General features: G+C 68.1%; 20 protein-coding genes. 11 read left to right on the top strand and 9 right to left on the bottom strand.

The genetic code is table 11. The annotated features are described in order from the left end of the window. The first annotated feature begins 91 nt into the window (after window positions 1-91). From ACZ6BB_RS26700 to trxA, 5 genes are all read left to right on the top strand, one after another. Entirely contained in the window at window positions 92-1,819 is a 1,728-nt protein-coding gene (locus ACZ6BB_RS26700; RefSeq protein ID WP_471617697.1) for a protein kinase family protein, read from the top strand. Window positions 1,820-1,844: 25 nt separating this feature from the next. Then, the gene (gene sigM, locus ACZ6BB_RS26695) at window positions 1,845-2,555 is read left to right on the top strand and encodes an RNA polymerase sigma factor SigM (protein WP_471617696.1); all 711 of its coding nucleotides are present in this window, start codon (window positions 1,845-1,847) and stop codon (window positions 2,553-2,555) included. After that, on the top strand, window positions 2,552-3,463 hold the full coding sequence (locus tag ACZ6BB_RS26690; protein ID WP_471617695.1) for an anti-sigma factor: 912 nt from the start codon (window positions 2,552-2,554) through the stop codon (window positions 3,461-3,463). The genes sigM and ACZ6BB_RS26690 overlap by 4 nt, the downstream gene beginning before the upstream one ends. Before the next feature lie 170 nt (window positions 3,464-3,633). Further along, window positions 3,634-4,605 (top strand): thioredoxin-disulfide reductase, encoded by a 972-nt coding sequence (gene trxB, locus ACZ6BB_RS26685; protein ID WP_471617694.1) that lies wholly within the window; start codon window positions 3,634-3,636, stop codon window positions 4,603-4,605. 41 nt (window positions 4,606-4,646) lie between these two features. After that, window positions 4,647-4,979: a thioredoxin gene (gene trxA / locus ACZ6BB_RS26680; protein WP_005482961.1), complete on the top strand. Its 333-nt coding sequence runs from the start codon at window positions 4,647-4,649 to the stop codon at window positions 4,977-4,979. A 52-nt stretch (window positions 4,980-5,031) separates the two neighbouring features. On the opposite strand, the gene ACZ6BB_RS26675 is transcribed toward trxA, so the two are convergent. The 9 genes from ACZ6BB_RS26675 to rpmH all read right to left on the bottom strand — a co-directional run bounded on the left by ACZ6BB_RS26675 (window position 5,032) and on the right by rpmH (window position 11,957). Then, window positions 5,032-5,649 (bottom strand): GNAT family N-acetyltransferase, encoded by a 618-nt coding sequence (locus ACZ6BB_RS26675; RefSeq protein WP_471617693.1) that lies wholly within the window; start codon window positions 5,647-5,649, stop codon window positions 5,032-5,034. 325 nt (window positions 5,650-5,974) lie between these two features. Further along, window positions 5,975-7,072: a ParB/RepB/Spo0J family partition protein gene (locus tag ACZ6BB_RS26670; RefSeq protein ID WP_471617692.1), complete on the bottom strand. Its 1,098-nt coding sequence runs from the start codon at window positions 7,070-7,072 to the stop codon at window positions 5,975-5,977. Beyond that, window positions 7,069-8,142 (bottom strand): ParA family protein, encoded by a 1,074-nt coding sequence (locus ACZ6BB_RS26665; protein WP_078852329.1) that lies wholly within the window; start codon window positions 8,140-8,142, stop codon window positions 7,069-7,071. The genes ACZ6BB_RS26670 and ACZ6BB_RS26665 overlap by 4 nt, the downstream gene beginning before the upstream one ends. 290 nt (window positions 8,143-8,432) lie before the next feature. After that, a complete protein-coding gene (gene rsmG / locus ACZ6BB_RS26660; protein ID WP_059079577.1) occupies window positions 8,433-9,149 on the bottom strand; it encodes a 16S rRNA (guanine(527)-N(7))-methyltransferase RsmG in 717 nt (238 codons plus the stop codon). Window positions 9,150-9,264: 115 nt separating this feature from the next. Continuing rightward, window positions 9,265-9,777, bottom strand: a complete 513-nt coding sequence (locus ACZ6BB_RS26655) for a Jag family protein (protein WP_275457360.1) — start codon at window positions 9,775-9,777, stop codon at window positions 9,265-9,267. A gap of 15 nt (window positions 9,778-9,792) precedes the next feature. Beyond that, the gene (gene yidC / locus ACZ6BB_RS26650) at window positions 9,793-11,073 is read right to left on the bottom strand and encodes a membrane protein insertase YidC (RefSeq protein WP_471617691.1); all 1,281 of its coding nucleotides are present in this window, start codon (window positions 11,071-11,073) and stop codon (window positions 9,793-9,795) included. A 3-nt stretch (window positions 11,074-11,076) separates the two neighbouring features. Further along, on the bottom strand, window positions 11,077-11,430 hold the full coding sequence (gene yidD, locus ACZ6BB_RS26645) for a membrane protein insertion efficiency factor YidD (protein WP_471617690.1): 354 nt from the start codon (window positions 11,428-11,430) through the stop codon (window positions 11,077-11,079). Further along, window positions 11,427-11,798 (bottom strand): ribonuclease P protein component, encoded by a 372-nt coding sequence (gene rnpA / locus ACZ6BB_RS26640; protein ID WP_078531538.1) that lies wholly within the window; start codon window positions 11,796-11,798, stop codon window positions 11,427-11,429. Before rnpA ends, yidD begins: the two co-directional genes overlap by 4 nt. Window positions 11,799-11,819: 21 nt before the next feature. After that, window positions 11,820-11,957 carry a 50S ribosomal protein L34 gene (rpmH, locus tag ACZ6BB_RS26635; RefSeq protein WP_005482975.1) on the bottom strand — a complete coding sequence of 46 codons (138 nt, stop codon included), beginning with the start codon at window positions 11,955-11,957 and terminating at the stop codon, window positions 11,820-11,822. 417 nt (window positions 11,958-12,374) lie between these two features. Here rpmH and dnaA point away from each other — a divergent pair, with 417 nt between their 5' ends. The 6 genes from dnaA (at window position 12,375) to gyrB (ending at window position 21,716) form a co-directional block, all read left to right on the top strand. After that, window positions 12,375-14,393, top strand: a complete 2,019-nt coding sequence (dnaA, locus tag ACZ6BB_RS26630; RefSeq protein ID WP_471617689.1) for a chromosomal replication initiator protein DnaA — start codon at window positions 12,375-12,377, stop codon at window positions 14,391-14,393. Between the two features lie 881 nt (window positions 14,394-15,274). Beyond that, a complete protein-coding gene (dnaN, locus tag ACZ6BB_RS26625) occupies window positions 15,275-16,405 on the top strand; it encodes a DNA polymerase III subunit beta (protein ID WP_471617688.1) in 1,131 nt (376 codons plus the stop codon). 207 nt (window positions 16,406-16,612) lie between these two features. Further along, a complete protein-coding gene (gene gnd / locus ACZ6BB_RS26620; RefSeq protein WP_471617687.1) occupies window positions 16,613-17,488 on the top strand; it encodes a phosphogluconate dehydrogenase (NAD(+)-dependent, decarboxylating) in 876 nt (291 codons plus the stop codon). A 110-nt stretch (window positions 17,489-17,598) separates the two neighbouring features. Next, window positions 17,599-18,723: a DNA replication/repair protein RecF gene (gene recF, locus ACZ6BB_RS26615; protein WP_471617686.1), complete on the top strand. Its 1,125-nt coding sequence runs from the start codon at window positions 17,599-17,601 to the stop codon at window positions 18,721-18,723. Next, entirely contained in the window at window positions 18,720-19,253 is a 534-nt protein-coding gene (locus tag ACZ6BB_RS26610; RefSeq protein WP_471617685.1) for a DciA family protein, read from the top strand. The genes recF and ACZ6BB_RS26610 overlap by 4 nt, the downstream gene beginning before the upstream one ends. A gap of 417 nt (window positions 19,254-19,670) precedes the next feature. Continuing rightward, window positions 19,671-21,716: a DNA topoisomerase (ATP-hydrolyzing) subunit B gene (gene gyrB / locus ACZ6BB_RS26605; protein WP_471617684.1), complete on the top strand. Its 2,046-nt coding sequence runs from the start codon at window positions 19,671-19,673 to the stop codon at window positions 21,714-21,716. Window positions 21,717-21,719: the final 3 nt, after the last annotated feature.

The raw sequence follows: 21,719 nt of genomic DNA, 5'->3' as shown, positions 1-21,719 counted from the left end.
CGCCGCCGCGTGTCGCTCATAGCGGCGGACTGTGGGCACAATTGGCTTTGGCGTGTCAGAGCGCTCAACGGATGGGGAGGCAGGAACGACGGTGGCGGAACGGAGCACGGCTGCCGTCGACGTGGCAGACAACAGCGGCGACGAGCCGCTGACCGCACATGCGGACCAGTCCACGGCCGACGGGGAGGCCCAGAACCGGGAGCGGGACACGGAGAGCTCGGCGAGCGAAGAGGCACAGGGACACGGCGATACCGGGAGCCCTTCGCAGACGACACCGCCCGAACTGCACAGCGGCCACAAACTCGCCAGGCGATACCGCCTGGAGGAGTGCGTCACCCGTCTGGACGGTTTCAGCAGTTGGCGTGCCGTGGACGAGAAGCTGCGTCGCGCGGTCGGAGTGCACGTACTGCCCGCCGACCACACGCGCGCCCGCTCCGTGTTGGCGGCGGCCCGGTCCTCGGCGTTGCTGGGGGACCCCCGCTTCGTCCAGGTACTCGACGCCGTCGAGGAGAACGACCTCGTCTACGTGGTGCACGAATGGCTGCCCGACGCCACGGAGTTGACGGCGCTGCTGGCCTCCGGGCCCCTGGAGCCGCACGACGCGTACCAGATGGTCACGCAGGTCTCGCACGCCATGGCCGCCGCACACCGCGAGGGCCTCGCACACCTGCGGCTGAACCCGAGCGCCGTGCTGCGTTCCGCCTCCGGGCAGTGGCGCATCCGCGGTCTCGCGGTGAACGCCGCGTTGCGCGGCATCAGCTCGGACACCCCGCAGCGGGCGGACACGGAGGCGATCGGCGCACTGCTGTACGCCGCCCTCACCCAGCGCTGGCCGTACGAGAACGACGCGCATGGCCTCTCCGGCCTCCCCAAGGGCGTCGGGCTCATCGCACCCGACCAGGTCCGTGCGGGCGTCCACAGGGGGCTGTCGGAGCTTTCCATGCGCGCGCTCGTCAACGACGGTGCCACCGCCTCCCGCCACGAGACTCCGTGCACCACGCCGGAGGAACTGGTGAAGGCTGTCGGGGAGATGCCGCGCATCCGCCCGCCGGAGCCCGCGTTCACCGCGCCGCCCGACTATCAGCGCACGACGTACCAGCAGGGGAACTACGGCCGTCAGGCACCGCACCCGGGTCTCACCCAGCCGATCCAGACCCCGCCGCCTCCGCTGCAGAGCCGAACCGGCAAGGCTCTGAAGTGGGCCGTCTCGGCGCTGCTGATCGCCGCACTGGGTCTCGGCAGCTGGCAGCTGGCCGACGCCCTCATGAACAGCAGGGGCCAGTCCGGCGAACCGGACACCAGCCAGACGACCGACGGCAACGACAAGGGCACCGACAAGGCCAAGCCCGTCACGACGCTCAGCATCAAGGGCGCCGCGGAGTACTACCCGGACGGCAAGCCGCAGCATGCCAACGACGCGAGTCTGACGTACGACAACAGCTCGTCGACGTACTGGCGGACGTACTCCTACAACGACGGCCCCACGCTGGCGCCGTTCAAGCAGGGCGTGGGCATCGTCTACGACCTGGGCGCGGTCAAGGAGGTGTCGGCCGCCTCGATAGGGCTCTACTACACCGGCGACCACACGACGGCCACGCTGTACGCGGCCGACTCCCTGTCGTCGTCCGCTCCCCTCAGCTCCATGACGAAGATCGCCACGAACAGAACGAGTGGCGCGGACCTCAAGATCTCCGCCAAGAAGTCGGTGAAGACCCGGTACGTTCTCGTCTGGCTCACGGATGTGCCCTACGCGAACCGTGACCAGTTCAGTGGTTCCGGTTACAAGCAGGCGATCACCGATGTGAAGTTCACGGGCTGAGAGCTCACCGAGGGAGGGGGGTCCGATGGCGCACAGCGCTGATCACAGCGAGGTAAGCGATCAGGATCTCCTGGCCCGGCACGTGGAGGGCGACCCCGACGCCTTCGGTGAGCTCGTACGGCGGCACCGGGACCGGTTGTGGGCGGTGGCCCTGCGGACGCTGGGCGACCGCGAGGAGGCCGCCGACGCCGTCCAGGACGCGCTGGTGTCCGCCTATCGGGCAGCGCATACCTTCCGTGGCCAGGCGGCCGTCACGACCTGGCTGCACCGCATCACGGTGAACGCCTGCCTGGACCGTGCCCGCAAGGCCGCCTCGCGCAAGACGTCGCCCGTCGACGACACCGAGCGCCTGGAGCAGCTCTTGGAGCCGCACGAGTCCGCTTCCGCTCCGGCCGAGCGCAATGATCTGCACCGCCAGCTGCTGGAAGCCCTCGGCACCCTGCCGCTGGATCAGCGGGCGGCGCTCGTCCTGGTGGACATGCAGGGCTATCCGGTCGCTGAGGCCGCGCGGATCCTCGACGTGCCGACCGGCACGGTGAAAAGCCGTTGTGCCCGAGGCAGAGCCAGACTCCTGCCGCTGCTGACCCATCTGCGTGCGGATGGTGAGGGCGGCGGCAGAAAGTCGGGGCACGGAAGGAACCGGACGCAGGGGACATCCGTCCCACCCGCAGCGGGACCACATGATGCAGGGCCAAGCGATTCAGCTGCTGTGAAGGGCGGAGGTGGGCGAGCGTGACATCCACGACCGACACGGCCGGACACCCCGATGTCACGGAGATCTCCGACCTCAGCGAAGGTCTGCTCCCTGTGCCCCGGACGACGCACATCCGGCAGCATCTGGACGAGTGCACCCTCTGCGCCGATGTCTATGCCTCACTGCAGGAGATCCGTGGTCTGCTCGGCACCCTGCCGGGCCCTCCCCGTATGCCCGACGACGTGGCAGGACGGATCGACGCGGCCCTGGCAGCCGAGGCCCTTCTCAACACGGGGGCGCAGGGGCAGGAGGCCGCCGAGGAACCTGCCTCCGTCGGCGTCTCCCGCACGGCACGGGAAGACGACACCTCGCATGTTTCACGTGAAACATCGCCGACCGTAGATCGCCCTGCCGGTCGTCCACGCGCGTCCACCGGCCCCGGACGCACCGGCACGAGGCGCTTCAGGCGTCGTACGACGGTCATCGGCGCAGTCTTCGCCATCGCGGCTCTGGGCTTCGGTACGGTCATCGTCCAGTCGGGCAGTGAGAGCGACGGTCCCGGGCGGGGGACCGCGACAGCGGCCTCCACGACCTTCTCCGGCATGAAGCTGGAGAAGCGGGTCCAGGAACTCCTGGGTGAGAACAGGACCGGGCACGAGAGCTCGCCCAGCAAGGACACCTTCGGGACCGCGACGTCGCCCGACAAGAGCAGGAACACGGTCCTCAAGGCCGAGGTTCCCGTCTGTATCGCCAAGGGCATCGGCGACGTCACCGGTGTGATCGCTTCCGAGCCCGGTACCTACCGGGGAGCTGACGCATACCTCGTGCTGCTGCCCGACCGCTCCGACGACGCGCGCGTCACCGCGTATGTCGTCGACGCCTCCTGTTTGGACGAGGCCGCGGAATCCGCCGGCGACGTTTTCTTGAAGCAGTCCTACCCTCGCTCCTGAGGACTGCCTCGCGCGTCGCGCCTTCCAGGCTCCCCGTGCGGTGCGCTGTCTCCGTGTGCCCGGACACAGTGGGAATGCGCGCCCCTTAGGATCCGTTGGGTGGGGTGAGAGTTTCGAGAGCAGCTCCCACCGGCACTACGCAGCAGTCTCCAGAGACGAGGAATCAAGCCGTGAGCGACGTCCGTAACGTGATCATCATCGGCTCCGGGCCCGCCGGCTACACGGCGGCGCTCTACACCGCGCGCGCGTCGCTGAAGCCGCTGGTGTTCGAGGGCGCCGTCACCGCAGGCGGCGCACTGATGAACACCACCGAGGTGGAGAACTTCCCCGGCTTCCGGGACGGCATCATGGGTCCCGACCTCATGGACAACATGCGTGGTCAGGCCGAACGATTCGGTGCCGAGCTGATTCCGGACGACATCGTCGCCGTGGACCTCAGCGGCGAGATCAAGACCGTCACGGACACGGGCGGCACAGTGCACCGAGCCAAGGCCGTCATCATCACCACGGGCTCCCAGCACCGCAAGCTCGGGCTGCCCAACGAGGACGCACTCTCCGGTCGTGGTGTCTCCTGGTGTGCCACCTGTGACGGGTTCTTCTTCAAGGACCAGGACATCGCTGTGATCGGCGGCGGGGACACGGCGATGGAAGAGGCCACCTTCCTCTCCCGGTTCGCCAAGTCCGTGACCGTTGTGCACCGCCGGGACACACTGCGGGCCTCCAAGGCGATGCAGGATCGCGCGATCGCCGACCCGAAGATCTCCTTCGTGTGGGACAGCGAGGTCGCCGAGATCCAGGGCGACCAGAAGCTCGCCGGGCTGAAGCTGCGCAACCTCAAGACGGGCGAGACGTCGGAGCTGCCGGTGACGGGCCTGTTCATCGCGATCGGCCACGACCCGCGCACGGAACTCTTCAAGGGTCAGCTCGATCTGGACGACGAGGGCTATCTGAAGGTGGCCTCCCCGTCGACCCGGACGAACCTGACCGGTGTCTTCGGCGCTGGTGACGTCGTCGACCACACGTACCGCCAGGCGATCACCGCGGCCGGCACCGGCTGTTCCGCGGCCCTCGACGCCGAGCGGTACCTCGCCGCCCTCGCCGACGGCGACCAGGCCGCCGAGCCCGAGAAGACCACCGTCTGACCCCCGTCCGCCCCACCGCACCAACCAGTTAGGAGCCCTCAGTGGCCGGCACTCTGAAGAACGTGACCGACGACTCCTTCGAGCAGGACGTCCTCAAGAACGACAAGCCCGTCCTGGTGGACTTCTGGGCCGCCTGGTGCGGCCCGTGCCGCCAGATCGCGCCCTCCCTCGAAGCGATCGCCCAGGAGTACGGCGACAAGATCGAGATCGTCAAGCTCAACATCGACGAGAACCCGGCCACGGCTGCCAAGTACGGCGTCATGTCCATCCCGACGCTGAACGTCTACCAGGCCGGTGAAGTCGCCAAGACGATCGTCGGTGCCAAGCCCAAGGCAGCGATCGTGCGCGACCTCGAGGACTTCATCGCCGAGTGATGTTTCACGTGAAACATGAAGAGGCCGACCCACTCGGGTCGGCCTCTTCGCTTTACAGCGGCCGCAACGCCGGCTCCTTCTGCACGGCGCCCAGAAGCCGGTCCAGTGCCAGCTCGACGTCCTCCTTCCAGGAGAGCGTCGTTCTCAGCTCCAACCGCAGGCGTGGATAGGTGGGGTGGGGACGGACCGTCTTGAAGCCCACCGCCGTCAGGTGATCAGCGGGGAGGACACACGCGGGCTCCTTCCAACGGGCGTCCCCGAAGGCCTCGATCGCCTTGAAGCCCCGCCGCAGGAGGTCCTTGGCAACCGTCTGCACCATCACGCGGCCGAGCCCCTGGCCCTGATAGCCCGGCGTGATGAAGGCCGTCATCAACTGAACCGCGTCCGGAGACACCGGACTTGTGGGGAACGCCAGGGCGCGGGGCACATAGGCCGGAGGCGCGTACAGCACGAACCCCACCGGTACCTCGTCCACGTAGACGACCCGGCCGCACGATCCCCAGTCCAGCAGGACGGCGGAGATCCACGCCTCTTTCTCCAGAGCGGGAGTGCCCGCTCTTACCGCGGCCTCGCCGCTGACTGGGTCGAGCTCCCAGAAGACACACGAGCGACAACGCTTGGGAATGTCCTGAAGGTTGTCCAGCGTGAGCGGTACGAGCCGACGCCCCATGAAGGCTGTTCCTCGCTTCCTTCGCCCGCAGCGCCGCGGGCGGCTGTCAGAGCGCTTCGCTCCCGGAGCAGACTGCCGATGAATCCGCCGACCGCCCCCAGTCCCAGACCTGCCGTCACCAGTCCGGAACGGCTCACGGTTCGCATGGCTCCGCCTCTCCACAGAAGACCCGCCAGGTCGATGCGCCCTACCCGAACGCATCGTATCCACGATGTGATTGCCTAGATACCGCCTCAAAGCAAAGAGCGGGCAGTGTCCGGTATACATCGGACACAGCCCGCTCAGGCGGTCGACGGGCCGAAGGCGAGCCCATCCCTCAGGAGGCTCAGGTCTCCGTCTCCTCCGCGTCGTCGTCCAGCAGGCTCTTCTGCAGTGCCAGCTTCTCGCCCGGCGCGAGCGTGCTCAGAATCCGCTCGAGATCCTCCGTCGACGCGAACTCAACAGTGATCTTGCCCTTCTTCTGGCCAAGATCGATCTTCACCCGGGTCTCGAAGCGATCCGAGAGGCGGGTCGCGAGTTCACCCAGCGCCGGAGAAGGCACCGAGCCGGCACGTGGGCCCTTCGACCGCGTGGCGGCCTTCGGGTGCGATCCCATGAGGGTGACGATCTCTTCCACGGCTCGGACCGAGAGTCCCTCGGCCACGATCCGGTGAGCCAGCTTGTCCTGCTCCTCCGAGTCCTCGACGGAGAGCAGCGCCCGAGCGTGCCCTGCGGAGAGAACACCGGCGGCCACCCGACGTTGGACGGCCGGCGAGAGCTTCAGCAGACGCAGTGTGTTGGAGACCTGCGGGCGGGACCGACCGATACGGTCCGCCAGTTGATCGTGCGTGCAATGGAAGTCCTTGAGCAACTGGTCGTACGCGAACGCTTCTTCCAGCGGGTTCAGCTGCGCACGGTGGAGGTTCTCCAGAAGCGCGTCCAGAAGCAGCTTCTCGTCGTCCGTCGCCCGCACGATCGCCGGGATCGCTTCCAACTCGGCCTCATGGCAGGCTCGCCAGCGCCGCTCACCCATGATCAGCTCGTAGCGGGCCGGGCCCACCTGACGAACGACGATGGGCTGGAGAAGACCGACCTCCTTGATGGAGGTGACGAGCTCCTGAAGAAGATCCTCGTCGAACACCTCGCGCGGCTGACGCGGGTTCGGGGTGATGGAGTCGAGAGGCAGCTCGGCGAAGTAGGCACCTACGGGGGCGGCGGGCAGCTCCGCCGCGCCGTCCGGAGACGCTTCCTCTGTTTCACGTGAAACAGGCGGGAGGGTTGCCACCTTCGCGGCCCCCATCCCACGCTCTGGGGTGAAGACAGATGGCACCGCCGATGGCGTGGGTGCGGACGCTCCCGCTGCGGGAGAATCCTTCTCTCCTGTCGCCGCCGCTGGGATCAGTGCGGCGAGACCACGGCCCAACCCCCTCCGTCGATCACTCACTGGACGCCCTCCACCACACTCGGATTGTTCTGAGCACCGATGTGGGCCTGCGTCGGGTCGTACCCCACGCCCACGCCCTTCAGTGCGATTTCTCGTGCCGCCTCAAGATAGGAGAGGGCACCGCTCGATCCTGGATCGTAGGTCAGCACCGTCTGCCCATAGCTCGGCGCCTCGGAGATACGGACCGAGCGGGGAATGCTCGTCCGCAGCACCTCCTCGCCGAAGTGGGTGCGCACCTCGTCGGCAACCTGGGACGCCAGGCGCGTCCGGCCGTCGTACATGGTGAGCAGAATGGTCGACACATGCAGAATGGGGTTGAGGTGCCCCCGTACCAGGTCGACGTTGCGGAGTAGCTGGCCGAGGCCCTCCAGCGCGTAGTACTCGCACTGGATCGGGATGAGTACTTCCTGGCCGGCGACCATCGCGTTCACCGTCAGCAGGCCGAGCGAGGGCGGGCAGTCGATGAGGATGTAGTCCAAGGGCTGCTCGTACGCCTGAATCGCTCGCTGCAGTCGACTCTCCCGTGCCACGAGGGACACCAGCTCAATCTCCGCACCGGCGAGATCGATCGTGGCGGGAGCGCAGAAGAGGCCCTCTACATCGGCAACGGGCTGGACGACTTCCGCCAGGGGCTTGCTGTCGATCAGCACGTCGTAGATGGAGGGCACCTCGGCATGATGATCGATCCCCAGCGCGGTGGACGCGTTGCCCTGGGGGTCGAGGTCGATCACCAGGACACGGGCGCCGTGCAGAGCCAGCGAAGCGGCGAGGTTGACCGTCGTCGTGGTCTTGCCCACCCCGCCCTTCTGATTGGCGACGACCATGACTCTGGTCTGCTCGGGCCGGGGCAGGCCTTCGCCGGCCCGGCCCAGAGCCTCTACCGCCAGCTGGGCAGCACGACCGATGGGAGTGTCGTCCATCGGGGGCGGTGTTTCACGTGAAACATCGTCCCCCATCGACTCGGTACGGGGACCGGGGACCGGATCGGTCATCGGTCCCGCGATGTTGGCGTCGGACCGCAAGGATTCACTCTCCTCGACTTCAGGCTCGCAATGAACAGAGCCTCCCATGCCTTCGGGGTGGTGAACCAGTGAGGCCTGGTCTTCTGTGGAGAATTCCACCTCTGTGGATAACTCCGTTACCTCTCCGAGTGACCCGAGAGGCTTCCGGTCGCGCGGTTCGGCCGCGGCGCGGCCACGGCTGATGATGCCGTGCAGCAATGAGCGACGTTTCACGTGAAACACGATGCCCAGCGGCACAGGCCACACTGACGCGACACTCCGGAACGCGGAGGTTTGGCAGCTTGTGTGGAGTAGGGACGCGTCGTCAGGACGGATCAGCGAAGGTCCAGGACCGGCACCTAGCGGCGCCGGCGGGCACGACCCGTCCGGGCCGCCTTGGCCCTCTTCGCGGCGAAGCGCACGCCACCCGGGCTCTCCCCGACCTCGACACGGACGACCGTGGACAGAGGATCGACCACGCCCTCGCCGACATGAAGGACCGAGGTCTCCACCGCGCCGAGCTTGCTGAGAGCCGAGGCGGCGCTCTTCAGCTCCTCCTCCGCGGTGTCTCCCTTGAGGGCGAGCATCTCTCCGTAGGGACGCAGCAGAGGAATGCCCCAGGCGGCCAATCGGTCCAATGGAGCCACGGCCCTGGCCGTCACCACGTGAACCGGCTGAAGGGTCCCGAGGACCTCCTCGGCCCGGCCGCGGACGACGGTCACATGATCGAGGCCCAGGAGCTCGACGACCTCGGTCAGGAAGTTCGTGCGCCTCAGCAGTGGTTCCAGCAGCGTGATCTTCAGGTCCTGCCGGACGAGGGCCAGCGGAATACCGGGGAGTCCGGCACCGGACCCGACATCGCACACCGTGACGCCTTCGGGTACGACCTCGGAGAGCACCGCACAGTTCAGCAGATGCCTCTCCCACAGGCGGGGCACCTCACGCGGGCCGATGAGCCCACGCTGCACTCCCGCCTCGGCCAGGAGCTCGGCGTACCGGACCGCGTCCGCGTAGCGATCACCGAATACGTCGCGTGCCTGCTCGGGCGCAGGGGGGAGCTCCGCTGACTCCGTCACGGGGACCGTCCTTCCGTACCGCAAGAGCGCACTGGGCGCTGACATCAGAACAACAGGCTGACAAAGTTCGGCCCCGCCTGCGGGCAGACGGGGCCGGAGAGACGTACGTACCGAATCAGGCGGGCAGCACGACGACGAAGCGCTGCGGCTCCTCGCCCTCGGACTCGCTGCGCAGGCCGGCCGACTTGACCGCGTCGTGCACGACCTTGCGCTCGAACGGCGTCATCGGCTTCAGCTTCACGGGCTCGCCGCTGCTCTTGGCCTCGGCCGCCGCCTTGGCGCCCAGCTCGGAGAGCTCGGCGCGCTTCTGGGCGCGGTAACCCGCGATGTCCAGCATCAGACGGCTGCGGTCACCGGTCTCGCGGTGCACGGCCAGGCGCGTCAGCTCCTGAAGCGCCTCGAGCACCTCGCCCTCGCGGCCGACGAGCTTGTTCAGGTCGCGGCCACCGGAGTCGCTGATGATCGAGACAGAGGCACGGTCGGCCTCGACGTCCATGTCGATGTCGCCGTCGAGGTCTGCGATGTCCAGCAGACCTTCCAGATAGTCCGCCGCGATCTCACCCTCCTGCTCCAGGCGGGTCAGGGTGTCGCCACCCTCGGAGGCGGTGGAGGTGGTGCCTTCCGTCACGGGAGGAACTCCTTCTTACTTCTTGGACGGGGACTTGGGGCGCTGCTGCCCCTTGCGCTGACCGGACTGGGCCTTGCTGCGGCCACCGGTGCCGGGCTTGGGCGCGGCCTTCTTGGCTGCGGCCGCCGGCTTGGCGTCCTCCGGCTGGTCGGACTTGCTCAGCGACGTGGGCTCGGTCTTCGGCTCGTCGTCGTCGGCGCTCCGCGCACCGCCGGACTGACGCTGGGCCTTGCTCTGGCGCTTGGGCTGCTGGCGCCTGGGCGTGCCGGGGGTGGGCGTACCGTCCTCGGCCGTGGCGACCGCGACCTCGCTCTTGATCACGGTGCCGTCGCTCTGGGCCGCGAGGCCCTCCTTGCCCAGGCCGGTGATGAACTTCCGCTCGTGCTCGTTGCGGTCGCGGCCCTTGACGACGATGGCCTTGACGATGGCGCGCTCGCGGCGGTTGCGGGTCTTGCCGTGCCGCGTGACGTGCTTGAAGAGACGCTCCAGATAGGCGGCCTGCGCCTTGGAACCCGGGGTCGGGTTGTTGTGGATGACGTACATCTGCTGGCCCATGGTCCACACGTTGGTGGTCAGCCAGTAGACGAGGACACCGACCGGGAAGTTGATGCCGAAGACCGCGAACATGACGGGGAAGACGTACATCAGCATCTTCTGCTGCTGCATGAACGGCGTCTTCACCGTGGTGTCGACGTTCTTCGTCATCAGCTGACGCTGCGTGTAGAACTGCGACGCGGACATCAGGACGATCATGACCGCGGTGACGATGCGGACCGTGGTCAGCGAGGCGTCGAGCGCGACGACGTCGGCGGTGCTGTCGGTGAACTTCGCCGCCAGCGGGGCTCCGAAGATGTGCGCCTTCTGCGCGCTCTCCAGCAGGCTCTGGTTGATGACACCGATGGTGTCGTTGTTCGCGATGCTGTTGAGCACGTGATACAGCGCGAAGAAGAACGGGGACTGCGCCAGGATGGGAAGGCACGAGGAGAGCGGGTTGGTACCCGTCTCCTTGTACAGCTTCATCATCTCTTCGGACTGGCGCTGCTTGTCGTTCTTGTAGCGCTCCTGGATCTTCTTCATCTCGGGCTGGAGCGTCTGCATCGCCCGGGTCGCCTTGATCTGCTTCACGAAGAGCGGGATCAGGCAGATACGGATCAGGATCACCAGGGACACGATGGACAGGCCCCAGGCCCACCCGGTGTCCGGGCCGAAGACGGCGCCGTACACCGTGTGGAACTGGACGATGACCCAGGAGACAGGTGTCGTGATGAAGCTGAAGAGGCTGGCAATCGTGTCCACTAATCATGCTCCTTGGGCATGGGACGGGCTCTCGGCGGCCGGGCTCGAAGGAACGTGCCCTTCGGTGGCCGGTTCGGCGGCGGAGGACCCGCCCTTGCGTGCGCGCCACGTGCCACGCAACAACTCGTGCCACCGTGGGCGCTTGCGCGGCGGGACGTGGTCCACACCGCCGAGCGACCACGGATTGCACCGCAGGATGCGCCAGGCGGTGAGTGCCGTTCCCTTGATCGCACCGTGCCGGTCGATGGCCGTGTAGCCGTAGTGGGAGCACGACGGGTAGTACTTGCACACCGGCCCGAGCAGCGGACTGATCGTCCACTGGTACAGCTTGATCAGCGCCAGCAGCGGGTACTTCATCGTGCGCCCCCTCCCAGCAGCCGCCCCAGGGCGGCATCCAGGTCTTGGGCCAGTTGTACGTGGTCGGCGTCACCCGCTCCGGGCAGCGCTCGTACTACTACCAGGCTACCGGGGGGCAACAGGGCGACTCGATCGCGCATCAGATGGCGAAGCCTGCGCTTCACCTTGTTACGGACGACCGAGCCACCGACGGCTTTGCTCACGACGAAACCCGCACGCGTCGGGGGAGCGCTCTCCCCAGGCGCGTGCGGGTCCGTGGCACCGCTACGTAGGTGAACGACGAGGAGCGGGCGGCCGGCCCGGCGTCCTCGTCGTACCGCGGTCGCGAAGTCCTCGCGCCGCCTCAGCCGATGCTCGGTAGGCAGCACGACGTCATGACCTGATCGGGATCAGGCGGACAGGCTGGCGCGACCCTTGCTGCGACGGTTCGCGAGAATCGCGCGACCGGCACGGGTACGCATCCGCAGGCGGAAGCCGTGGGTCTTCGCGCGACGACGGTTGTTCGGCTGGAAGGTGCGCTTGCTCACTCGGGGGCTCCAGAAAGAAATCGGTGTTTGCGGGTGCCGTCCTGGCTGTCACCGTGCGCCCACGAGTAGCTCGTATAAACGCCCGAGTGCACCGCTGTCCGATCACCTGACGCGATCTGTGCCCATCGGAGGCAGGCGGCAGCAGCCATCGACAACTCGACCTGGTTACGGTACGCGCGGCTACGCCATCCGGTCAAACCGGAGGTCACAGGGAGACACTATCCACAGGCTGGGGACAACAACTTGAACCGTACCCGTCGCCGTGACTACCGTGACTGAACTCTGATTCGTTCCTTTTCCTTTGGCTGCTGGGACCCGACCCACCCATCAGCGCCTCGTTCCGAGTGCCCCACCCGAGTTTCGAACCGACCTGTCCCAGAACCACACGTTCGTGGGACCTGTGAGAGAGCGTGCCCTGTGGCTGACGTACCTGCCGATCTTGCCGCAGTGTGGCCACGAGTACTGGAGAAGCTCCTCGGCGAGGGCCACGGTCAGGGCGTCGAGGTGAAGGACGAGCGCTGGATCAAGCGCTGTCAGCCCCTCGCGCTGGTCGCGGACACGGCTCTGCTCGCCGTCCCGAACGAGTTCGCCAAGGGCGTACTGGAGGGTCGTCTCGCGCCGATCGTCAGCGAGACCCTGAGCCGGGAGTGCGGCCGCCCGATCCGTATCGCGATCACCGTCGACAGCTCCGTCGGCGAGCCTCCGCCCCCGCCGGTCCAGCACCGCTTCGAGGAGCAGGAGCTGCCCTCCGTCCCGGCCCAGAGCCGCGACGGCTACGACGGCAGAACCCCGTACGACGGGCAGGGGCGCGACGCGCGCGGTGGGTACGAGAACCAGAACGCGTACGAGACCAAGAACACGTACGAGACACAGAACGGATACGACGGCCAGGCCCGCGACCCCTACGAGGGATACGGCCGCCACCGGGCCGACGACCGCGGCCCGGGGCGCGGCGACCAGCTGGGCGGCGGGGCCGGCGAGCAGTTGCCGCCCCCTCGCTCGGAACACCCCCGCCCGGACCAGCTTCCGACCGCGCGCCCCGCGTATCCGTCCGAGTACCAGCGGCCCGAGCCGGGAGCCTGGCCGCGGCCGTCGCAGGACGACTACGGCTGGCAGCAGCAGCGGCTCGGTTTCCCGGAGCGGGATCCCTACGCCTCGCCGTCCTCGGACTACCGCTCGCAGTCGCGGGACCGGTCGCCCTACGACCAGCAACGTTCCGAGTACGACCAGCACCGCGGCGACTACGACCGGCCGGGTGCCGACTCCGACTACCCGCGCCAGGACCGGCGCGAGCTTCCCGAGCCGCCGCCGGGCTCCGGGCACGTGCACCGGGGCGGGCCGGCGAGCAGCGCGCCCGGCCCGCTGGCGGCGCAGCCCGCGCCGGCGCCCGGCCCGGGTGAGCCGACGGCACGCCTGAACCCGAAGTACCTCTTCGACACCTTCGTCATCGGTGCCTCGAACCGTTTCGCGCACGCGGCCGCGGTGGCCGTCGCCGAGGCACCCGCCAAGGCGTACAACCCCCTCTTCATCTACGGGGAGTCCGGACTCGGCAAGACGCACCTGCTGCACGCGATCGGGCACTACGCGCGCAGCCTCTATCCGGGCACGCGGGTGCGGTACGTGAGCTCGGAGGAGTTCACCAACGAGTTCATCAACTCCATCCGCGACGGCAAGGGCGACAGCTTCCGCAAGCGGTACCGGGAGATGGACATCCTGCTGGTGGACGACATCCAGTTCCTGGCGGACAAGGAGTCGACGCAGGAGGAGTTCTTCCACACCTTCAACACGCTCCACAACGCGAACAAGCAGATCGTGCTCTCCAGCGACCGGCCGCCGAAGCAGCTGGTGACGCTGGAGGACCGGCTGCGGAACCGTTTCGAGTGGGGTCTGATCACCGACGTCCAGCCGCCCGAGCTGGAGACGCGGATCGCGATCCTGCGCAAGAAGGCGGTGCAGGAACAGCTCAACGCCCCGCCGGAGGTGCTGGAGTTCATCGCGTCCCGCATCTCGCGCAATATCCGCGAGCTGGAGGGCGCCCTGATCCGGGTGACGGCGTTCGCCTCGCTCAACCGGCAGCCGGTGGACCTCGGTCTGACCGAGATCGTCCTCAAGGACCTGATCCCCGGCGGCGAGAACGCGTCCCCCGAGATCACGGCCACCGCGATCATGGGCGCGACGGCCGACTACTTCGGGCTCACGGTCGAGGACCTCTGCGGCACCTCGCGCGGCCGCGCCCTGGTGACCGCCCGGCAGATCGCCATGTACCTGTGCCGGGAGCTGACCGACCTGTCGCTGCCCAAGATCGGCGCACAGTTCGGCAACCGTGACCACACCACCGTCATGCACGCCGACCGCAAGATCCGCGCGCTCATGGCCGAGCGGCGCTCCATCTACAACCAGGTGACGGAGCTGACGAACCGCATCAAGAACGGCTGACGAAGGGCCGTCGTACGCCGCCGAAGGCGCCCCGGGACGTGTTCCCGAGGGCGCCTTCGTCGTTCCGGGGCGGCTTCGGCCGTCGTCGGTCCGACATCGGGTGTTCGATTACCAGCCGAGTTACGGCCTCCCTCCACAGATTCGGGGACTTTCTTCCGTCCACACCCTGGGGACCGGGAAGTTATGCAGATCGTGTCCACAGGGCCGCTTGCTGAGGGATCATCAGGCCAGGTCAGTCCCCTGTGGATTCGTGGACGAAAGATCTCCACAGGCTGTGGACGAAGCGGTGATCCACAGACTGTGGACGAGGTTGTCCACCGACGGCCCACAGGCAGCGCCCGGTTGTCCCCAGTGATCGACGGCTTCTCCACATGCCTGTCCACTGTTCGGCAAGCCGACGCGTCTCCTCACCATGCCGAGTGAAAGGCGTCACACGAAGTTGCCCGGTTGGGCTGTGGGAAAGACGGGTAAACCTGGGGACGCCGTTGGGGAGAAGTGCCCCGGGGCTGTGCACGGTGTGTGCAGAACTTTCCGTTCTCCACAGAGACCCCCGGTTGTCCACCGCCTCCGCCCACAGGCCCGGTGGACAAAATTTGCCTCCTGAGCTGCGAAAACGGGGTTATCCACGGTTTCCACAGGCCCTACTACTACTCCCAACTAGAGAGAGCTGGGAATCCGTTTCGAAGTGGGTCCTGTGCACAACTCGCTCTTGGCTGCCCGACCGCGCCCCGTCACGACTTGACCCCGAGAGGCTCCGAGTGTCAGTGGTGTGCGTCAGACTGGTCCCCGGTGTCCTTCCCGTCACAGGGACCACCGACACCGAGACAGACGACGAAGCCAGGCAGGGCGAGAAGCGCCGGCAACAGCAGGAGGCGGCAACAGTGAAGATCCGGGTGGAACGCGACGTACTCGCGGAGGCCGTGGCCTGGGCGGCGCGCAGCCTCCCGGCCCGGCCGCCGGCGCCTGTCCTCGCCGGCCTCCTTCTGAAGGCCGAGGAAGGCCAGCTGAGCCTCTCCAGCTTCGACTACGAGGTCTCCGCCCGGGTCTCCGTGGAGGCGGAGGTCGACGAGGAAGGCACGGTGCTCGTCTCCGGCCGGCTGCTCGCCGACATCTGCCGGGCCCTGCCGAACCGGCCGGTGGAGATCTCCACAGACGGTGTACGGGCCACGGTGGTCTGCGGCTCCTCGCGGTTCACCCTCCACACACTGCCTGTGGAGGAGTACCCGACCCTGCCGCAGATGCCGAACGCCACGGGCACGGTCCCCGGCGAGGTCTTCGCCTCCGCCGCCGCCCAGGTGGCCATCGCCGCCGGGCGCGACGACACGCTGCCCGTCCTCACCGGTGTGCGCATCGAGATCGAGGGCGACACGGTCACGCTGGCCTCCACCGACCGCTACCGCTTCGCGGTCCGCGAGTTCCTGTGGAAGCCGGAGAACCCCGAGGCGTCCGCGGTCGCCCTGGTGCCCGCCAAGACCCTCCTGGACACCGCCAAGGCCCTCACGAGCGGCGACAGCGTCATCCTGGCGCTCTCCGGATCGGGCTCGGGCGAAGGGCTGATCGGTTTCGAGGGCGCGGGCCGTCGTACGACCACGCGGCTGCTGGAGGGCGACCTCCCGAAGTACCGCACGCTGTTCCCGACGGAGTTCAACAGCGTGGCCGTCATCGAGACCGCCCCCTTCGTCGAGGCCGTCAAGCGCGTGGCCCTGGTCGCCGAGCGGAACACCCCGGTGCGGCTCAGCTTCGAGCAGGGCGTGCTGATCCTGGAGGCCGGCTCCAGCGACGACGCACAGGCTGTGGAAAGGGTCGACGCCCAGCTTGAGGGCGACGACATCTCGATCGCCTTCAACCCCACGTTCCTGCTGGACGGCCTGAGCGCCATCGACTCCCCGGTCGCCCAGCTGTCGTTCACCACGTCCACCAAGCCCGCGCTGCTCAGCGGCAAGCCGGCTGTGGACGCCGAGGCGGACGAGGCCTACAAGTACCTGATCATGCCGGTGCGGCTCAGCGGCTGACCGGCCTGGCACCGCCGCGGCCGTGCCGTCGGCGGTGCCCACAAGGCCGTGGGGCCCGGTGGAGCACCGGGACCTCGGTGCGAAGCCGCAGGTCGGGGGCTACTTATGAGCGGGTATGCCCACAGGTGTGCGTGAGCGTCCGGGTCTAGGCTCGTGGGTGGGTACGCAAGTGCCCTCATGCACACGTCGCAACCTAAGGAACCACTGATGGAGCTCGGTCTCGTCGGCCTCGGCAAGATGGGCGGGAACATGCGCGAGCGGATCCGCCGCGCAGGCCACACCGTCATCGGATACGACCGGAACCCGGATCTCGCCGATGTCCACAGCCTGGAAGAGCTTGTGGGCAAGCTCAACGGCCCGCGGGTCGTGTGGGTGATGGTCCCGGCCGGTGCGGCCACCCAGTCGACCGTCGACGAGCTGGCCGAACTGCTCCAGCCCGGGGACGTCGTCGTGGACGGCGGGAACTCCCGGTGGACGGACGACGAGAAGCACGCCGAGCAGCTGGCCGCCAAGGGCATCGGCTTCGTCGACTGCGGTGTCTCCGGCGGCGTCTGGGGGCTGGAGAACGGCTACGCGCTGATGTACGGCGGTGACGCGGAGAACGTCGCCAAGGTGCAGCCGGTCCTCGACGCGCTGAAGCCCGAGGGCGACCTCGGGGCGGTGCACGCCGGCAAGGTCGGTGCCGGGCACTTCGCGAAGATGGTCCACAACGGCATCGAGTACGCGATGATGCAGGCGTACGCCGAGGGCTGGGAGCTCCTGGAGAAGGCCGACTCGGTGACGGACGTCCGTGAGGTCTTCCGTTCCTGGCAGGACGGCACGGTCATCCGCTCCTGGCTGCTCGACCTGGCGGTGAACGCCCTCGACGAGGACGAGCACCTGGACCGGCTGAAGGGGTACGCACAGGACTCCGGCGAGGGCCGGTGGACCGTGGAGGCCGCCATCGACCACGCCGTGCCGCTGCCCGCGATCACGGCCTCGCTCTTCGCGCGGTTCGCGTCGCGCCAGGAGGACTCCCCGCAGATGAAGATGATCGCGGCGCTGCGGAACCAGTTCGGCGGCCACGCGGTCGAGACGAAGTAGCCCGTGACCGGCGCGACCGAGGACGAGTACGAACACGCCAACGGTCGGCACACGGTCGTCCACAGGGCCGCACGGCGGTCCACAACCCTGGGGGAGGTCGGCACCCGACCATGCACGTCACGCATCTGTCGCTGGCCGACTTCCGCTCGTACGCCCGGGTCGAGGTCCCGCTCGACCCGGGCGTCACCGCCTTCGTGGGGCCCAACGGGCAGGGCAAGACGAACCTGGTCGAGGCGGTCGGCTACCTCGCGACCCTCGGCAGCCACCGGGTGTCGTCGGACGCTCCCCTGGTCCGCATGGGCGCCGACCGCGCGGTGGTCCGGGCGCAGGTGCGGCAGGGCGAGCGGCAGCAGCTGGTCGAGCTGGAGCTGAACCCCGGCAAGGCCAACCGAGCCCGCATCAACAGGTCGTCGCAGGTCAGGCCGCGTGACGTGCTCGGCATCGTGCGGACGGTGCTGTTCGCGCCGGAGGACCTCGCCCTGGTCAAGGGCGACCCCGGCGAGCGACGGCGCTTCCTCGACGAGTTGATCACAGCGCGGTCCCCGCGCATGGCGGGTGTGCGCTCCGACTACGAGCGGGTCCTCAAACAGCGCAACACGCTCCTGAAGTCGGCCGCGCTGGCCCGCCGGCACGGCGGCCGCACCATGGACCTGTCCACGCTCGACGTGTGGGACCAGCACCTCGCGCGCGTGGGCGCCGAGCTGCTCGCCCAGCGTCTGGACCTGGTCGCCGCGATCCAGCCGCTCGCCGACAAGGCGTACGAGCAGCTGGCACCCGGGGGCGGTCCGGTGGGTCTGGATTACCGGCCCTCGTCTCCCGGGCTCGTCGGGCACGCGCGCGAGGAGCTGTACGAGCAGCTGACGGCTGCCCTCGCGGAGAGCCGCAAGCAGGAGATCGAGCGGGGCGTCACCCTCGTGGGACCCCACCGGGACGATGTGACCCTCAAGCTCGGTCAGCTGCCCGCCAAGGGCTACGCCTCCCACGGCGAGTCCTGGTCCTATGCCTTGGCCCTGCGGCTGGCCTCGTACGATCTGCTGCGGGCCGAGGGGAACGAGCCGGTGCTGATCCTCGACGACGTCTTCGCCGAGCTGGACAGCCGCCGGCGGGAGCGGCTGGCGGAACTGGTCGCGCCGGGCGAGCAGGTCCTGGTGACCGCCGCGGTCGACGACGACGTACCGGACGTACTGACTGGGGCGCGCTACGTCGTGTCCGACGGGACGGTGGAGCGGGTATGAGCGGATCCGAGGCGACCCCGACACCTCCCGAGCCCTCCGGTGTGGACCTCGCGCGCGTGGCACTGCGCGCGGCTAAGGAGGCCGCACGCGCGCGGGGTGAGGCCACGCAGCAGAAGAAGCAGGCCAGGCGCGGTGGCGGGTTGCGGTCCGGCGCCCGTGCCGACGGCCGCGATCCCATGCCGCTGGGCCCCGCGATCAACCGTCTGATCACCGAGCGCGGCTGGGAGACCCCGGCGGCCGTCGGCGGTGTCATGGGCCGGTGGCCGCAGATCGTCGGCGACGACCTGGCCAGACGGTGCGTGCCGGAGCGGTACGACGAGGACGAGCGGGTCCTGCACGTGCGGTGCGACTCGACGGCGTGGGCGACGAACGTGCGGCTGCTGGCTCCGCAACTGGTCGCCCGGCTGAACGAGGATCTCGGGCACGGCACCGTACGGCTGCTGAAGGTCCACGGTCCCGCGGGGGCCGCCCGTCGCTACGGGCCCCTGCGGGCCCCGGGAAGCACGGGTCCCGGCGATACCTACGGGTGACCGTAGTCACATTTTCGGGTGCTGTCGCGCCTGTCACCGGGGGGTCCGCGCGGCCTCGCGCCCAGCCGTGCGCTCCGGCGCGCGCCGCCGCGTGCGGTTGCGAACGTGGACGTGACCCGGGAGTAGCAAAGGGTTGACACCCGGAAGCGCTGAGTGCCGCTGTGAGCCTCTTGGAGCCCCGTTCCCCATATGGGGAGTCGGGAGAGACCGGTTCAGGGCGGCACATGCGGACTCAGGTACCGGCAAACCCCCATCACTGTCGGCGCTACCGGTAGACTGGAAGAGAATCCCGCCCCATCCGTGGGGACCGCTTCGGAAACACCGTTCACCCCAGACAAAGGCTTCCACCGCAACGCCGCAGCCGGCCCGGCAAACCCGCCGGGAGCCTGGCTTGTGCTGTGCCAGAAAGGGCGCTTCGTGGCCGATTCCGGCAACCCCAACGAGAACATCCTGTCCACCGAGGCCCCGGCCGGAGTCGCCGAGGCCTCGACCACGGCGTACGACGCCAGCGCCATCACCGTCCTCGAAGGCCTGGACGCGGTCCGCAAGCGGCCCGGTATGTACATCGGTTCCACCGGTGAGCGCGGACTTCACCACCTGGTGCAAGAGGTCGTCGACAACTCGGTCGACGAGGCGCTGGCCGGCCACGCGGACACCATCGACGTCACGATCCTCGCCGACGGCGGCGTGCGGGTCGTCGACAACGGCCGTGGCATCCCGGTCGGCATCGTTCCCTCCGAGGGCAAGCCGGCCGTCGAGGTCGTGCTGACGGTCCTGCACGCGGGCGGCAAGTTCGGGGGCGGCGGCTACGCGGTCTCCGGCGGTCTGCACGGCGTGGGTGTCTCCGTCGTGAACGCCCTGTCGACCAGGGTGTCCGTCGAGATCAAGACCGACGGTCACCGCTGGACCCAGGACTACAAGTTGGGCGTCCCGACGGCCCCGCTTGCCCAGCACGAGGCCACGGACGAGCACGGCACCACGGTCACCTTCTGGGCCGACCCGGACATCTTCGAGACCACCGAGTACTCCTTCGAGACGCTCTCGCGGCGCTTCCAGGAGATGGCGTTCCTCAACAAGGGTCTGCGGATCAACCTCACCGACGAGCGTGAGTCGGCGAAGGCGACGGCCGGGGCGGACGAGGCGGGTGAGGACGAGAAGCACGAGGTCAGGAGCGTCTCGTACCACTACGAGGGCGGCATCGTCGACTTCGTGAAGTACCTCAACTCCCGCAAGGGGGACGTGGTGCACCCCACCGTGATCGACCTGGAGGCCGAGGACAAGGACAGGAGCCTGTCCCTCGAACTCGCGATGCAGTGGAACGGTGGCTACACCGAGGGTGTCTACTCCTTCGCGAACATCATCCACACGCACGAGGGCGGTACGCACGAAGAGGGCTTCCGCGCGGCGCTGACGAACCTGGTCAACAAGTACGCGCGCGAGAAGAAGCTTCTGCGTGAGAAGGACGACAACCTCACGGGCGACGACATCCGCGAGGGTCTGACGGCGATCATCTCGGTGAAGCTGAGCGAGCCGCAGTTCGAGGGCCAGACCAAGACCAAGCTGGGCAACACCGAGGTGAAGACCTTCGTCCAGAAGGTCGTCTACGAGCACCTGAACGACTGGCTGGACCGCAACCCGGTCGAGGCGGCGGACATCGTCCGCAAGGGCATCCAGGCGGCCACCGCGCGCGTGGCGGCCCGCAAGGCCCGGGACCTCACCCGCCGCAAGGGCCTGTTGGAGACGGCGTCGCTGCCGGGCAAGCTCTCCGACTGCCAGTCGAACGACCCCATCAAGTGCGAGATCTTCATCGTCGAGGGTGACTCCGCCGGTGGCTCGGCCAAGTCCGGCCGGAACCCCGAGTACCAGGCGATCCTCCCGATCCGCGGCAAGATCCTCAACGTGGAGAAGGCCAGGATCGACAAGATCCTGCAGAACCAGGAGATCCAGGCGCTGATCTCGGCCTTCGGTACCGGAGTCCACGAGGACTTCGACATCGAGAAGCTGCGCTATCACAAGATCATCCTGATGGCGGACGCCGACGTCGACGGCCAGCACATCAACACCCTGCTGCTGACCTTCCTGTTCCGCTTCATGCGGCCGCTGGTCGAGGCCGGGCACGTGTTCCTGTCCCGCCCGCCGCTCTACAAGATCAAGTGGGGACGCGAGGACATCGAGTACGCGTACTCCGACCGCGAGCGCGACGCGCTGATCGAGATGGGCCGGCAGCGCGGCAAGCGCATCCGGGAGGACTCGATCCAGCGCTTCAAGGGTCTCGGCGAGATGAACGCCGAGGAACTGCGCATCACGACGATGGACCAGGAGCACCGCGTCCTCGGCCAGGTCACACTCGACGACGCAGCCCAGGCCGACGACCTGTTCTCGGTCCTGATGGGTGAGGACGTCGAGGCCCGTCGCGCGTTCATCCAGCGCAACGCCAAGGACGTCCGCTTCCTCGACATCTGAGTC

The organism is Streptomyces sp. NPDC041108, assembly GCF_055592645.1.
Note: the sequence above shows the minus strand (reverse complement) of the source record. Positions and strands in the feature narration are given on the sequence as shown.

Excerpts from the sequence above, each read along its gene's own strand:
- sigM (WP_471617696.1), top strand. The coding sequence starts at position 1,845 with ATGGCGCACAGCGCTGATCACAGCGAGGTAAGCGATCAGGATCTCCTG.
- ACZ6BB_RS26610 (WP_471617685.1), top strand. The coding sequence starts at position 18,720 with ATGAGCGGATCCGAGGCGACCCCGACACCTCCCGAGCCCTCCGGTGTG.
- ACZ6BB_RS26675 (WP_471617693.1), bottom strand. The coding sequence starts at position 5,649 with ATGGGGCGTCGGCTCGTACCGCTCACGCTGGACAACCTTCAGGACATT.
- yidD (WP_471617690.1), bottom strand. The coding sequence starts at position 11,430 with ATGAAGTACCCGCTGCTGGCGCTGATCAAGCTGTACCAGTGGACGATC.
- ACZ6BB_RS26665 (WP_078852329.1), bottom strand. The coding sequence starts at position 8,142 with ATGGGAGGCTCTGTTCATTGCGAGCCTGAAGTCGAGGAGAGTGAATCC.
- recF (WP_471617686.1), top strand. The coding sequence starts at position 17,599 with ATGCACGTCACGCATCTGTCGCTGGCCGACTTCCGCTCGTACGCCCGG.
- gnd (WP_471617687.1), top strand. The coding sequence starts at position 16,613 with ATGGAGCTCGGTCTCGTCGGCCTCGGCAAGATGGGCGGGAACATGCGC.